This window comes from Halomonas daqiaonensis (assembly GCF_900109725.1).
GTDB classification, from domain to species: Bacteria; Pseudomonadota; Gammaproteobacteria; order Pseudomonadales; family Halomonadaceae; genus Halomonas; species Halomonas daqiaonensis.
On sequence record NZ_FOBC01000008.1, the window covers coordinates 24,056 to 36,923 of the forward strand.

Here is a 12,868-nt window from a genome sequence, read left to right on the forward strand (position 1 = left end):
GCCCCGAACGTTACCGCCAAAGGTCGGCAGCCAGAGACTACTTTTTACTCGGCACCATGCGTATTCCGTCGGGCTCCAGAGTGATCAGTTGGCGCTTGTAGAGGCGGCCGATGGCCTGCTTGAAGGCGTTCTTGCTGACCCCCAGCCGCGCCTTGATCTCCGCGGCGTCGCTCTTATCCCCCAGCGGCAGGTAACCGCCGCTCTCGCGCAGGGCCTTGAGCACCTGCTCGCCCACCAAATCCAGGCGGGCAGCCCCCGGCGGCAGCAGCGAAAGATCCAGCCGGCCGTCATCTCGCAAGCGCTTCACGTAGCCGGAAACACGCTGGCCGCGGCGCAAGGGCCGATTCGCGTCGTCGCGGTAGAGCAAGCCCCAGAAACGGTGGTTCACCACCGCCTTGACACCCAGGTCGGTCTGGTCGGCGATCACCAGCGACACCTCGTCGCCCGCGGCCAGGCCCGAAGCCTCATCGGCGATAAAGCGCTCGAGCTTTTGGGAGGCCACCGGCCGGCCCTGCTGGTCCGCGTAGATGATTACCAGCACACGTTTGCCCACACTGGGACGGAAGCGCTGCTCGCCAAAGGGCAGCAGCAGGTCTCGGGGGTGGCCCCAGTCGAGGAAGGCTCCGGTGTCGTTGACGGTCACCACCTCGAGATAGGCCACGTCTCCGATTGATGCCCGGGGCGCACGAGAGCTCCGCGCGCCAGCAGGGCGAGACCCAGGGGACGGCGGTGGGCGACGGTCTCGGGAATCAGTCATGGGGACCTCCGATGAGGAAGAGCTCAAGGTGTCGAGTGAGTGCTCACAGATCCCCGAAACGGGACTGCAGCAGCGATAGCGCCACCACCGGCGCGGTCTCGGTGCGCAGGATCCGTGGACCGAGGGACAGGGGAGCAAAGCCACCGGTCAGGGCGGCTTCGACCTCGCCCGCGGACAGCCCGCCCTCCGGGCCGATCAGCAGCGCGGCAGTCGCGGGTGCCTCGCCCTCCGCAAGAACCGTGGCACTGCCGGGGTGCAACACCAGGCGCAGCGCCTCATCGCGACCCGTCAGCCAGTCGGCCAGGCCGGCCGGGGGGTGCACCGGCGGCAGTGTCGCGCGGCCGCATTGCTCGCAGGCGCTGGCCGCCACGGCCTGCCAGTGGGCGAGCTTCTTCGCCTCGCGTTCGCCCTTGAGACGCACGTCGCCATGCTCGGTATAGAGCGGGGTGATCGCCGCCACGCCGAGTTCGACCGCCTTCTGGATAGCGTAATCCATGCGGTCGCCCTTGGAGATCGCCTGTCCCAGGTGCACCGCGAGCGGCGACTCGCCGGTGCCGGGGACCAGGGCCTCGATGCGCGCCACCACCCGCTTGCGCGATGCCTCGGCGATCACCGCCCTGGCCTCCTGGCCGGCGCCGTCGAAGAGCCGCAGCGGTGCCCCCTCGACGAGGCGCAGTACCCGAGCCACGTGGCGAGCCGGCCCCTCGGGCAGAACGACATCGCCGCCGACGGTAAAGTCGGCGGCGACATGGATGCGCGGGGCCTTCACTCGCAGGTCGTTCATTGACACGGACCGATCATGCCTACTGGGTCGTCTGCTCGCCCGGCTGCTGGGCCTGTTCGGACTCGCGCTTCTTCCTCTGAGCGTAGATCGCCTCGAAGTTGACCGGCGCCAGCATCAGCGGCGGGAAACCGCCACGATTGACCAGATTGTCGATGCACTCGCGGGCATAGGGGAACAGCATATTGGGACAGAAGGCGCCCAGGGTATGTTCGAGCTGCTGCCCCTCGATGCCGCCGATGCGGAACAGACCGGCCTGCTCGACCTCGGCCAGGAAGGAGGTGGTGCCTTCCTCGCTGTGAGTGACCTGGGCGGTGACCTTGACGACCACCTCGTGAAGGCCCTCGCCGACCTGGCGGCTGGTAGTGTCCAGGTTCAAGCCGACCTTGGGCTTGAACGGATGCTGGAACACCGATGGCGAATTGGGCGCCTCGAAGGAGATGTCCTTGACGTAGATACGCTGCAGCGCGAACTGCAGCTGGGGCTTGTCCTGCTCACCAGCCGCCTGGCCGTTGGCACCGGCGCTCTGGTTGTTCTCTTCCGCCATGGGAAAGGTCCTTTGATTCGATGAATAAAATAGGTACCGATAATGCGGTTGCCGCTTGCTGGGTGCTATTTCTTGACGACCGGCAGGCCATCGGCCTGCCACTGTGCCATACCACCCTTGAGCTTGAGCACCCGCTCGAAGCCTGCCTTGATCAGCTTCGCCTGGGCGGCACCGGCGCTCTGGCCATGCTTGCAGGCCACGATGATCGGCTTGCTCTTGAGCTTATCGAGTTCACGCATGCGCTCATCGAGCTTGCTCTGGGGAATGTTGCGCGCGCCGACGATGTGGCCCGCCTTGAAATCGCCGGCATCGCGGAGATCCACCACCACGGCGTCCTCGCGATTGATCAGCTGGGTCGCCTCGCCGGAGGTCACGCCTCCGCTACTGCTGTTGCGGACCTCGTAGGCGATCCAGGCGGTCAATACCAGCAGGAATGCCCCCACCAGCAGCGGGTGATTCTGCACGAATTCGAACAGCTGATCGATCATGGGTTCGGCTAACTCTTGTCTCGGGTGCACGGTGAAAGGGGCCGGGCAATGCGGCGGCGCCCAGTATACACGAAGCCACGGCAGGCCGAGGCCCGTGGGCCGCTCAAATGACGTCCAGCGGTGCCCTGCGATATGATGCCGCAAGCAGATACAAGTGGCGACCCCGGTGACCACCCGTGCGCTTGCCGGGGCTGACAAGGACAAAGAGGCCCTCCCCATGACCGAGACCCGCATCCCCACCCCGCGACCGGTGGCGTTGATCATCCTCGACGGCTATGGCTACAACGAAGACGCTAGGGACAATGCCGTACTCGCTGCCCGCACCCCGGTGATGGATCGCCTCTGGCAGGAGCAGCCGCACACCCTGATCCATACCGACGGCCGCCACGTGGGCCTGCCGGACGGTCAGATGGGCAACTCCGAGGTCGGTCACATGAACCTCGGGGCAGGGCGCGTCGTGTACCAGGACTTCACGCGCATCACCAAGGCCGTCGAGGACGGCGACCTGGACACCCTCGAGCCCCTCACCAAGCCGATCGATGCCGCCGTGGCTGACGACAAGGCGGTGCACCTGCTGGGCCTGCTCTCTCCGGGCGGCGTCCACAGCCACGAGGATCACTTCCTGGCGATGGCCGAGCTGGCCGCTCGCCGCGGGGCACGGCGGATCTACGTCCACGCCTTCCTCGACGGCCGCGACATGCCGCCCAAGAGCGCCATGGGGTCGCTGGAGCGCACCAACGCGCGCCTCGCTGAGCTGGTGGGTCCCGAGAACGGCTTTGTGGCCTCGATCATCGGCCGCTACTTCGCCATGGACCGCGACAACCGCTGGGATCGCGTCGAGAAGGCCTACCGCCTGATCACCGAGGGCGAAGGCGAGTTCGAGGCGATCGGCGCCGAGGAAGGGCTACGCAAAGCCTACGAGCGTGACGAAACCGACGAGTTCGTCACCGCCACCAGCATCCGCCCGGGCGGCGCGCCGGTGGCCATGGCCGACGGTGATGCCGCCATCTTCATGAACTTCCGCGCCGACCGTGCTCGCGAGCTGACCCGCGCCTTCGTCGAGGATGGCTTCCGTGGCTTCGAGCGCCGCATGCGACCGCGGCTAGCCGCGGACGGTCTGGTGATGCTGACTCAGTATGCCGCCGACATTCCGGCCCCGGCGGCCTTCCCGCCGGCGGAGCTCGTCAACACCCTGGGCGAGGTGATGGAGCAGCGTGGTCTCACCCAGCTGCGCATCGCCGAGACCGAGAAGTATGCCCACGTCACCTTCTTCTTTTCCGGCGGCCGCGAGGACGAGTACCGCGGCGAGACCCGAGTGCTGGTTCCCTCTCCCCAGGAGGTCAAGACCTACGACGAGAAGCCCGAGATGAGCGCTGCGGAAGTCACCGACCGCCTGGTGGAGGCGATCGATGCCGGACGGTTCGATCTGATCGTATGCAACTACGCCAACGGCGACATGGTCGGTCACACCGGCGACTTCGATGCCGCCGTTCAGGCCATCGAGGCAGTGGACGCCTGCGTCGGCCGGGTAGTGGAGGCGATCCAGCGCGCCGGCGGTGCCTGCCTGGTCACCGCCGACCACGGCAACGCCGAGCAGATGATCAACCCCGAGACCGGCGAGCCCCAGACTGCCCACACCACCTTCGCGGTGCCGCTGATCTATGTCGGCGAGAGTCCGGCGCGGCTTGCGGACGATGGCAGCCTGTGCGACATCGCTCCGACCCTGCTGACGATGATGGACCAGCCGATCCCCGAGGAGATGTCCGGCCGGGTGCTGATCGAGCGCGAATGAGTCAGGCACGGAGGCCAGGCAATGACGAGAGGCGTCGCGACGCTCGGCACATGGCGACCGGGGCCCACCCTGCTACTGGGCCTGACTCTGGTGATGGGCTTGGCGGCTCCCCCGCTGGCCGCCCAGCCCTCCGAACGCGAGGCACAACAACGCCTTGATGCCCTCGGCGAAGCGCTCCGGGAGGTCTCCGAACAGCTCTCCACCACCCGGGAGGCCCGTGACGAGGCCAGCGAGGCCTTGCGCGAGGTGGAGACCGCCCTCGCCGAGACCCACCGCCAGCTCGATGCCCTGCAGGCCGAGCGACTCGCCCTCGACGACGAGATCGCAACCCTCGAGACGCGCCGCGAGCAGCTGGCCGCCGAACGGACAGCGCAGATCGAGGCCCTGAAGGCCCAGCTCGATGCCCTCTACCGCCTCGGCCGCGCTCCCCAGCTCAAGCTGCTGCTCAACCAGGACGACCCGGCACGGCTCGACCGTCTGCAACACTATCTCAACCGTCTGGCCCGAGCGCGCAACGAGCGCCTCGACGAACTTGCAAGGCTCGATACCGAACTGGCGGAAAATCGCCGGGCACTGGAACAACGCGTCGAACGCCTCGAGTCTGTGGCCGCGGAGCTTGCCGCGCGTAGCGCCACTCTGGCCGAGCAGATGGCCGAGCGGACAGCGCTTATGGCCAGGCTGGATGAGCGCTTCGCCAGCGAACAGGCACGCCTGGCCAAACTCGCCCAGGATCGTGCCCATGCCGAGCGTATCCTGCGTGAGGTGCAGGAACAGCTGGCGCGCCTCGATCGGCCCCCCCCCTCCACGGCCATCGAGCAGACGCGGGGCGAACTGCCCTGGCCCGTGCAGGGCAGCATCGCCTCTAGCTTCCAAGAGGGCGCGGGTGTCCATCGCAACGGCCTGCTGATCCAGGCCGCCGCGGGGACCCCGGTCGAGGCCGTGCATGCCGGCCGGGTGGTGTTCGCCGACTGGATGCGGGGCTTCGGTAACCTGCTGATCGTCGATCATGGCGACCAGATGATGACCCTGCATGCCCACCTGCAACACTTCACCGCCGGGGTGGGCACGGCCGTCTCCCGCGGTGACCCCCTGGGTACAGTGGGCGACAGCGGCGGCCAGCAGCGGCCTGGGCTCTACTTCGAGGTACGTCGAGGCGGTGACCCCATCGACCCTCGGCGCTGGATCGCCCGCCAGCCGTGAGGCCGGCTATTCCATAGACGCCCAGCCACGGGCTATGCTGGGCGGCCACCACCGGAACCGCGAGAATCTGCATGCCCCTACGTCCCACCGCTCTGCCCATCGCGATGCGCCGCCTGGTGTCGGCACTGCTGCCGGCCGCCCTGCTGGCACTTGCCCCCCTTCCCGCCGCCGCACAGAGCCAGAGCGAGGAGGATGACCTGCCGGTGGCCGAGATCCAGGCCTTCGCCGAGGTGTTCGAGCGCATCAAGCGTGCCTACGTGAAGGAGGTCGAGGATGCCGACCTGCTGCGTAATGCCATGCGCGGCATGCTCAGCGAGCTCGACCCCCATTCCGCCTACCTGGACAGCGAGGAGTTCGAGAGCCTACGCGAATCCACCCAGGGGGAATTCGGCGGAATAGGCATCGAGGTGGGCATGGAGGATGGCCAACTGACGGTGATCACCCCTATCGACGACACGCCAGCCTCCCGGGCCGGCCTGCAGTCGCGCGACAAGATCCTGCGCATCGATGACACGCCAACCGACCGGCTCTCTCTGCAGGAAGCGGTCAACCTGATGCGCGGTGATCCCGGCACCGAGATCCGACTGACCATCCTGCGCCAGGGCGAGAGCGCCCCGCTGGAGGTTACCCTGACCCGTGAGATCATCCGTACACAGAGCGTAAAGAGCGAGCTGCTGGAGGCGGGCTATGGCTACCTGAGGGTCAGCCAGTTCCAGACTCGCACCGGCGAGCAGGTCGCCAGCGCCATCCGCCGACTGGAGCGCGACGCGCCGCTCAAGGGCCTGGTGCTCGACCTTCGCAACAATCCCGGTGGGGTGCTGCAGGCCGCGGTGGACGTGGCCGACGCCTTCCTCGACGAGGGGCTGATCGTCTACACCGAGGGGCGCCTACCGGACAGCGAGATGCGCTTCTCGGCTGGTCGCGAGACAGTGGCGGCCGACGTTCCGCTGGTGATACTGATCAATGGCGGCAGCGCCTCGGCGGCGGAGATCGTCGCCGGCGCCCTCCAGGATCAGCGCCGCGGCGTGGTGATGGGCACCGCCAGTTTCGGCAAGGGCTCGGTGCAGCAGATCATGCCGCTGGGAAACGGCGAAGGGCTCAAGCTGACCACCGCTCTCTACTTCACCCCCGATGGCCGCTCGATCCAAGCTCAGGGTATCGAGCCCGATGTGGAAGTGATCCGCGGCCGCCTGGAGGTAGCCGAGGGCAGTGGCCTGGACGTGCGCGAATCGGATCTGGAGGGCCACCTGCAGTCCCCGGACGAGCAGCGAACCCGCAGCGAGATGAGCGAGCGCCTGCGCGAGGATTACCAGCTCGGCGAGGCTCTCAACCTACTCAAGGCGCTCAACGTGCTCAGCCAGCGTCGCGGCGGCTGAGGGCGCGACAGGCATAAGGCAGGCGGCCGCGATGTCCCGTCGCCTGCTGCATCAGTAGTCGCTTCAGCGGACCCAGCCGGTCGACGCCCGAGAGCCCCAGGTTACGCGCCAGCGTGAGCGCCGGGTGGCGTGCCCCGAACAGCAGCCGGAAGCCGTCCATCAACGCCAGCATGGCGGCATTGTCGCCGCGCCGCCGCCGGGCGTAGCGCCCCAATATGTGCTCCTCGCCCGGAGACAGCCCTCGACGTCGGGCGGTAACCAGCTCCTCGGCAAGCACCGCCGCATCCATCAATCCCAGATTGACCCCTTGGCCCGCCAGGGGGTGGATGCTGTGCGCTGCGTCTCCCACCAGGGCGAAGCCAGGCTGCACATAGCGCTCGGCATGGCGCTGTGTGAGCGGCACCGCCAGCGCCCGGTCGGTTACCGTCACTTCACCCAGTCGATGATCGATCGCGCTTGCCAATTCAACCCCCATTGCTTGCCGGGGCAGGTCCATCAGGCGCTCGGCCTCCGCCGGCGTAGTGGACCAGACGATAGAGCAGTGATGGTCGTCGTCCTCGATACGCAGCGGCAGGAAGGCCAGCGGACCCGTGGGCAGAAAGACCTGACGCGCCACGCCTCCATGGGGGCGTGGCGTGCGTACCGTGGTGACCACCGCCACCTGGCCGGTGTCCCGGGAGTTGACGTCGATGCCCGCCATCGTGCGCAGCGGTGAGCGAGCACCGTCGGCGGCTACCACCAGAGGGGCCGTCAGCCGGCTGCCATCCTCCAGCAACACCGTCCGCCCGGTGTTGCCCGTCTCGAGCCCGGCCACCCGGGCGCCGTAGCGCACCTGAACGCTCGGCAGCTTGGTCAGACAAGCCTCCAGCGCCGCCAGGGTGACGTCGTTCTCGACGATGTGCCCCAGCACCGGCACTCCGGCCTGCTCAGCGGAGAAGTTCACCTCGCCGCTGCCCTCGCCATCCCAGACCTGCATGAAGCGGTAGGGGCTCACCCGGCGCGAGGCCATCCATGCCCAGGCACCCACCCCCTCCAGCAGTTGCTGCGATACCGGGGTCAGGGCACTGACCCGCATGGAGGGCGGCCCTTTGCCCACGGCGCCGCGGTCGAGCGGTGCCTCGCGGGCATCCAGTACCGCCACCGCCAGCCCGGCACGACCCAACAGACAGGCCAGGGCCGTACCCACCATGCCACCACCAACGATGATCACCTCGAAGGGCGATGATGCCCATCCCTGTGCTGCGCTCATGACCTCTGCTCCCCATGATGGCCCTGTCGGCCATCCTGTCTGTTCATCCTGTCGATGCCCAACCTTCGCGCCCCTCTCGTTAACTTCGCCTGCTGTTCCAGTCGCTATCTTTCCATTCCCATGGCCCGACGGGCCAGGCCGCGACGCAGCGGCCCTACCAGGTTCAGCCCTACCAGGCCTGCCGCACGTGCGTGAGAGAGCAGGGGAAGGTCGAGCCCGAACAGGCGAATCAGGCCGTCGCTGAAACGGATGACGTTGTCACGGTCGGCGTCTCGGCGCGCCTCGAAATCCTGGAGTACTGCCGTGCTCCCCGGGCTCGCGCTGCGCTTGATACCGGCCTCGATGGCGACCACCAGATCCATGACCCCACGCAGCGCCAGGTTGAAGCCCTGGCCGGCTACCGGGTGCAGGGCATGAGCCGCATTCCCCAGTATGGCCAGGCCAGGGCGAACGGTCTCGCGGGCGGTAATCAGCGACAGCGGGTAGGCATGGCGACGGCCGACCCGTCGGAAATGCCCGGCCCTGTCGCCGAAGGCCTGCTGCAGCTCGGCCAGGAAATCGCCATCCGAGAGTGCCAGGCGGCGCCCCTCCTGACCACGTTCGTGGGTCCATACCAGTTCCATGGCCTGGCCCTGGAGCGGCAGAAGTGCGATGGGTCCCGCTGACGTGAACCGCTCGTAAGCGACGCCCCCATGGGGGCGACTGACCTCGACGCTTGCGATCAACGCCACCTGGTCGTAGGGCCGTTCGTGGCTCTCGATCCCCAGCCGCTCCTTGAGCCCCGAGCGTCCACCGTCGGCGAGTACCGTCAACCCGGCCTCCAGCACATTGCCATCCGACAGTTGCAGCCGATATCCCTCGGCGACAGGGTGGATCGACTCGACCTTGGCAGGGCAGTGCCAGGCTAACGGTAGCTCGCTCAGCCGGCCATGCAGCACTCGGCCCATCCAGGCATTGGGGATCACATGACCCAGCGCCTCGACTCCCAGTTCCATGGCGCGCAGCCGCGCCACACCAAGTCGGCCCCGTTCGCTGACGTGGATGGTGCGGATCGGAGCGGCCATCTCGGCCATGCTGTCCCAGACACCCATGCTCGCGAAATGCCGGGCGGAGCCACCGGCGATGGCGCTGGCCCGAGCATCGAAACTGGGCTGCCAGGGCTCGTTCTGCATTGGCGGCAAGGGCGCTGCTTCGATCACCGCCACCCTGAGCCCCGCCCGCTCGACCAGCGAGGCCAGTGCGCAACCCAGGCTGGCCCCCACCAAGCCGCCGCCGATGATCGCGATATCCACCCGCGGCTGAGATGTCATGGCGTGACCCCCTTTATCCCATAACGTACATTACATAAAGGCATTTCCGAGCACTCCTCCGCCGGTCAATTCCTGTCCATCAGGGCTTCGATATCCGCCACTCGCTTGGGCACATCCGCGGTCAGCACCTCGTGGCCCTCGGCAGTCACCACCACGTCGTCCTCGATACGGATACCGATGCCGCGGAAGCTCTCGGGCAGGTCGTCGTCGGCGGGCACGTAGAGGCCGGGCTCCACGGTGAGCACCATGCCGGGCAGCAGAGCGCGAGGCTGGCCCTCTAGGCGATAGGTACCCACGTCATGCACGTCGAGCCCCAGCCAATGGGACGTCGAGTGCAGGTAGAAGCGCTTGTAGCCGCCATCATCGATACGTGCCTGGACCTCGCCCTCCAACAGCCCCAACTGAACGAGGCCGGCGGTGAGGTCGTGCACCACACCCTCGTGGATCATCGCCAGGGTCACGCCGGGACGAACCGCGGCGACAGCGCGCTCCTGGGCGGCCAACACTACCTCATAGAGGGCCCGCTGGGCCTCGGAGAAGCGGCCGTTGACCGGGAAGGTGCGGGTGATGTCGCCGGCATAGAGATCAAACTCGGCGCCGGCATCGATCAGCACCAGGGCATCCTCTTCCAGAGGGGCCCGATTCTCGATGTAGTGCAGCACACAGGCATTGAGGCCGCCACCGACGATGCTGGCGTAGGCCGGACCGCTGCCGCCCTGCCAACGGAACTCGTGCTCGAGTTCGGCCTGCAGCTGCCACTCCATGAGCCCCGGCCTCGCCGCGCGCATGGCCCGCACATGGGCCCGAGCGGAAATCTCCCCGGCATGGCGCATCAAGGCCAGCTCCGCCTCGCTCTTGCACAGGCGCTGCTCGTGGATCAGCGCACTGACGTCGGCGAAGGCCGATGGTGCCACCGCCCCGCGACGCGAGCGCTCGGCCAGTTCGCCGCGCACCTCCTCGGCGAGCGACAGGGCCTCGGCATCGCCCAGGGGCAGGTAGAGCGAGTGACGACCGTCGAGCAGCTCGGCCAACCGCTCCTCGCGCTCGGCATTCTCGAAGGCCTGGTCGATACCATGCTCACGCATGGTGCCCTCGGCACCCAGGCGGATGCCGGTCCAGGCTTCCAGGGTCTGATCACGATCCTGGCAGAACAGCACGCTCTCGCCGGCTTCCCGTCCCGGTAGCAACAGCAGCAGGGCCTCCGGCTCGAGGAAACCGGTCAGGTAGTGGAAATCGCTGTCCTGGCGGAAGGGGAACTCGCTGTCCCGTGATCGAGTAACCAGCGCAGCACCGGGCAGCAGAACGGCGCTACCAACGGGCAGCTGGTCCATCAGCGCCCGACGACGGGCGCGGTATTCGTCATTGGTGATCGGGGCGGGACGGGGCAGGGTCTCGGGATGCATCGCGGCTCCTGGATGGGTGGGTTCTCTGGCCGACCTCAGTGATGAGTGGGCTCATCGACCTGCTCGACCTGGGGCTTGCCGGGATGCTGCTCGGTATAGAGCAACATGGCGGCCATGCGCGCATGCTCGGTGAGCGCGAAGAGATCGTTCTCGTTCTCCGGATCGTCCTCGATATCGGTCTCGATTCCCGTCAGGCCCTCGAGATCCTCGAGGGCCTCGCGCAGGGCCGGCGACCAGGCACGGCGCTGCTCTTCGCCGGCATCGGCCACCACCTCGAGGAAGCCAAGGGTCCACTCCTGCAGGCCCAGGGCGCGTTCACCCAGGGAGAAGAGATCGTCCGGCAGCAGGGGCTCGAAGTTGAGCTCTGCAGCTGAAAGGGCCTCGAGGGTCTGGCGACGCCAGCCCAGCAGCCGCTCGGCGCTCGGTTCGTCGCGGGGCTGGTCGACGCCGAGACTCAGGCAGACCTCCTCCAACCATGCCTCGGGGGTGAGGTCATGCAGCGCAAGCTCGGCAGAGAGGCGCCCATCGAGGAAGGCCGGCGACTGCATGCTGCCGTGAAGCAGGAAAGTGTCGGCAATGGTGGAGAAGTCCTGGCGTTCGTTGATCAATGACATGGCAAGATCCGATGGTGGGGCCGTCGGGCGCGTTGACCACCCGCAAACGGCTCTCTTATAGTGGCTGACATTCGTTCTTTGGCTCGATGTTAACGCATCGGCTCCCCGTGACGCGCACCCGGCGTGCGATTCTCTCCCTGGCCCTTTCCGGAGCCTGCCATGACCGAGCCTACACGGCCCACCACCGAGATCACCCTCCTGGAGCGCAGCTATGTCATCGCCTGCCCGCCGGAGGAGCAGGACAAGCTGGAGCGTGCCGCCCGCTATCTCGACCGCGCCATGCAGGGCATCCACTCACGTGGCCGAGTGATCGACCGCGAAAAGATCGCCATCATGGCGGCCCTCAACATCGCCCATGAGCTGCTCGAGGCCCTGGACGACCAGCGCGCCGGTGAGCAGAGCCTCAACGAGCTCAATGCCCGCCTCGAGAAGGCGCTGGACGCCATGCCCGCCCGCTGAACCGATACCAACATCCCTTTGTGGCCCCGCCGGTGCCTCTGGTAGGATAAAGAAGTTCCCTGGGGTGTTTGCCAGTCGTTATAGTCCCTCGAGCCTATGAGCATTACCCAGGGGGCCAAATGCTAGCCGGACCCGTGTGCACGTCCGTGCGTCGGAAAGCCTGACGGTTCGGCTGCGGCCACCCACCTTGAACCACTGGGTTCAAGGGCCAGAACGACAGCGGCACTCTGGGGAACCCTGATCCGACATGACTCACATGCAGGATACCGCCGCCCTGACCGAGGACACCCGTCGCCGGCTAAGACGTGAATTGCGTCATCGCCGACGCGCGTTGAGCGCCAAGGCTCGCCGTGACGCCGCCGAGCGTCTCTGCCGACACTTGCGACAGCTACCCGATATCCAGCGTGCCCGTCGCGTGGCCCTCTACCTGCCCAATGACGGCGAGATCGATCCCACCCCGCTGATTCCCTGGCTCGAGCGCCGCGGCACCCGCGTCTACTTGCCGGTCCTCAAGCCGCTCTCCAGCAACCAGCTGTGGTTCGTGCACTACCATTCGGGAACGCCCATGATCGCCAACCGCTACGGCATCCCGGAGCCCGAGACACGCCACGGGGCACATCGCGCGCGGCGCAAACCGGCCTGGGCACTCGATATGATCCTGCTGCCGCTGGTGGGCTTCGATGACCGAGGACAGCGCATGGGCATGGGCGGCGGCTTCTATGACCGTACCCTGGCCTTCACCCGGCGACCGGGGCCACGCCCGCGGCTGATCGGCCTGGCCCACGACTGCCAGCGGGTCGAGCGTCTCCCCGCTGCTCCCTGGGACGTGCCCCTGGACGCCATCGTCACTGATGCCCGGGTGATTCGCCCTTGAGGGAAGCCCCCCACAAAC

General features: G+C 67.2%; 13 protein-coding genes and 1 other RNA gene. 6 read left to right on the forward strand and 8 right to left on the reverse strand.

Annotation, left to right across the window (positions count from 1 at the left end; translation table 11 throughout):
* Positions 1-37: 37 nt before the first annotated feature.
* The 4 genes from BMY30_RS08030 to BMY30_RS08045 form a co-directional block, all read right to left on the reverse strand.
* Positions 38-757: a CvfB family protein gene (locus BMY30_RS08030; RefSeq protein ID WP_089712373.1), complete on the reverse strand. Its 720-nt coding sequence runs from the start codon at positions 755-757 to the stop codon at positions 38-40.
* A gap of 43 nt (positions 758-800) precedes the next feature.
* Positions 801-1,541 carry a 16S rRNA (uracil(1498)-N(3))-methyltransferase gene (locus tag BMY30_RS08035; RefSeq protein ID WP_089712374.1) on the reverse strand — a complete coding sequence of 247 codons (741 nt, stop codon included), beginning with the start codon at positions 1,539-1,541 and terminating at the stop codon, positions 801-803.
* A 19-nt stretch (positions 1,542-1,560) separates the two neighbouring features.
* Positions 1,561-2,085, reverse strand: a complete 525-nt coding sequence (secB, locus tag BMY30_RS08040; RefSeq protein ID WP_089712376.1) for a protein-export chaperone SecB — start codon at positions 2,083-2,085, stop codon at positions 1,561-1,563.
* A gap of 65 nt (positions 2,086-2,150) precedes the next feature.
* On the reverse strand, positions 2,151-2,573 hold the full coding sequence (locus BMY30_RS08045) for a rhodanese-like domain-containing protein (RefSeq protein ID WP_089712378.1): 423 nt from the start codon (positions 2,571-2,573) through the stop codon (positions 2,151-2,153).
* Between the two features lie 217 nt (positions 2,574-2,790).
* On the opposite strand from BMY30_RS08045, the gene gpmI reads away from it, so the two are divergent.
* The 3 genes from gpmI (at position 2,791) to BMY30_RS08060 (ending at position 6,941) form a co-directional block, all read left to right on the forward strand.
* Positions 2,791-4,365, forward strand: a complete 1,575-nt coding sequence (gene gpmI / locus BMY30_RS08050; RefSeq protein WP_089712380.1) for a 2,3-bisphosphoglycerate-independent phosphoglycerate mutase — start codon at positions 2,791-2,793, stop codon at positions 4,363-4,365.
* A gap of 21 nt (positions 4,366-4,386) precedes the next feature.
* On the forward strand, positions 4,387-5,565 hold the full coding sequence (locus tag BMY30_RS08055) for a murein hydrolase activator EnvC family protein (RefSeq protein ID WP_139195493.1): 1,179 nt from the start codon (positions 4,387-4,389) through the stop codon (positions 5,563-5,565).
* Between the two features lie 71 nt (positions 5,566-5,636).
* On the forward strand, positions 5,637-6,941 hold the full coding sequence (locus BMY30_RS08060; protein WP_089712382.1) for a S41 family peptidase: 1,305 nt from the start codon (positions 5,637-5,639) through the stop codon (positions 6,939-6,941).
* Here the strand turns inward: BMY30_RS08060 and BMY30_RS08065 are convergent.
* The 4 genes from BMY30_RS08065 to BMY30_RS08080 form a co-directional block, all read right to left on the reverse strand.
* A complete protein-coding gene (locus BMY30_RS08065) occupies positions 6,919-8,190 on the reverse strand; it encodes a UbiH/UbiF/VisC/COQ6 family ubiquinone biosynthesis hydroxylase (protein WP_089712384.1) in 1,272 nt (423 codons plus the stop codon). The two genes, BMY30_RS08060 and BMY30_RS08065, sit on opposite strands and share 23 nt — an antisense overlap.
* Positions 8,191-8,294: 104 nt before the next feature.
* Positions 8,295-9,500, reverse strand: coding sequence for a 2-octaprenyl-6-methoxyphenyl hydroxylase (ubiH, locus tag BMY30_RS08070; protein ID WP_089712386.1), 1,206 nt, complete (start codon positions 9,498-9,500; stop codon positions 8,295-8,297).
* Between the two features lie 65 nt (positions 9,501-9,565).
* Entirely contained in the window at positions 9,566-10,903 is a 1,338-nt protein-coding gene (gene pepP / locus BMY30_RS08075; RefSeq protein ID WP_089712388.1) for a Xaa-Pro aminopeptidase, read from the reverse strand.
* 35 nt (positions 10,904-10,938) lie between these two features.
* Positions 10,939-11,517, reverse strand: coding sequence for a UPF0149 family protein (locus tag BMY30_RS08080; RefSeq protein ID WP_089712390.1), 579 nt, complete (start codon positions 11,515-11,517; stop codon positions 10,939-10,941).
* Positions 11,518-11,676: 159 nt separating this feature from the next.
* Here BMY30_RS08080 and BMY30_RS08085 point away from each other — a divergent pair, with 159 nt between their 5' ends.
* From BMY30_RS08085 to BMY30_RS08095, 3 genes are all read left to right on the forward strand, one after another.
* Positions 11,677-11,976 carry a cell division protein ZapA gene (locus tag BMY30_RS08085; RefSeq protein ID WP_089712392.1) on the forward strand — a complete coding sequence of 100 codons (300 nt, stop codon included), beginning with the start codon at positions 11,677-11,679 and terminating at the stop codon, positions 11,974-11,976.
* 53 nt (positions 11,977-12,029) lie between these two features.
* Positions 12,030-12,214, forward strand: a non-coding RNA gene (gene ssrS / locus BMY30_RS08090) — 6S RNA.
* Between the two features lie 9 nt (positions 12,215-12,223).
* On the forward strand, positions 12,224-12,850 hold the full coding sequence (locus tag BMY30_RS08095) for a 5-formyltetrahydrofolate cyclo-ligase (protein ID WP_089712394.1): 627 nt from the start codon (positions 12,224-12,226) through the stop codon (positions 12,848-12,850).
* Positions 12,851-12,868: the final 18 nt, after the last annotated feature.

Coding starts and splice junctions, on each gene's coding strand:
- ubiH (WP_089712386.1), bottom strand. CDS start 9,500: ATGACATCTCAGCCGCGGGTGGATATCGCGATCATCGGCGGCGGCTTG.
- BMY30_RS08030 (WP_089712373.1), bottom strand. CDS start 757: ATGACTGATTCCCGAGACCGTCGCCCACCGCCGTCCCCTGGGTCTCGC.
- BMY30_RS08065 (WP_089712384.1), bottom strand. CDS start 8,190: ATGAGCGCAGCACAGGGATGGGCATCATCGCCCTTCGAGGTGATCATC.
- BMY30_RS08095 (WP_089712394.1), top strand. CDS start 12,224: ATGACTCACATGCAGGATACCGCCGCCCTGACCGAGGACACCCGTCGC.
- secB (WP_089712376.1), bottom strand. CDS start 2,085: ATGGCGGAAGAGAACAACCAGAGCGCCGGTGCCAACGGCCAGGCGGCT.
- gpmI (WP_089712380.1), top strand. CDS start 2,791: ATGACCGAGACCCGCATCCCCACCCCGCGACCGGTGGCGTTGATCATC.
- BMY30_RS08080 (WP_089712390.1), bottom strand. CDS start 11,517: ATGTCATTGATCAACGAACGCCAGGACTTCTCCACCATTGCCGACACT.
- BMY30_RS08045 (WP_089712378.1), bottom strand. CDS start 2,573: ATGATCGATCAGCTGTTCGAATTCGTGCAGAATCACCCGCTGCTGGTG.
- BMY30_RS08085 (WP_089712392.1), top strand. CDS start 11,677: ATGACCGAGCCTACACGGCCCACCACCGAGATCACCCTCCTGGAGCGC.
- BMY30_RS08055 (WP_139195493.1), top strand. CDS start 4,387: ATGACGAGAGGCGTCGCGACGCTCGGCACATGGCGACCGGGGCCCACC.
- BMY30_RS08035 (WP_089712374.1), bottom strand. CDS start 1,541: ATGAACGACCTGCGAGTGAAGGCCCCGCGCATCCATGTCGCCGCCGAC.
- BMY30_RS08060 (WP_089712382.1), top strand. CDS start 5,637: ATGCCCCTACGTCCCACCGCTCTGCCCATCGCGATGCGCCGCCTGGTG.
- pepP (WP_089712388.1), bottom strand. CDS start 10,903: ATGCATCCCGAGACCCTGCCCCGTCCCGCCCCGATCACCAATGACGAA.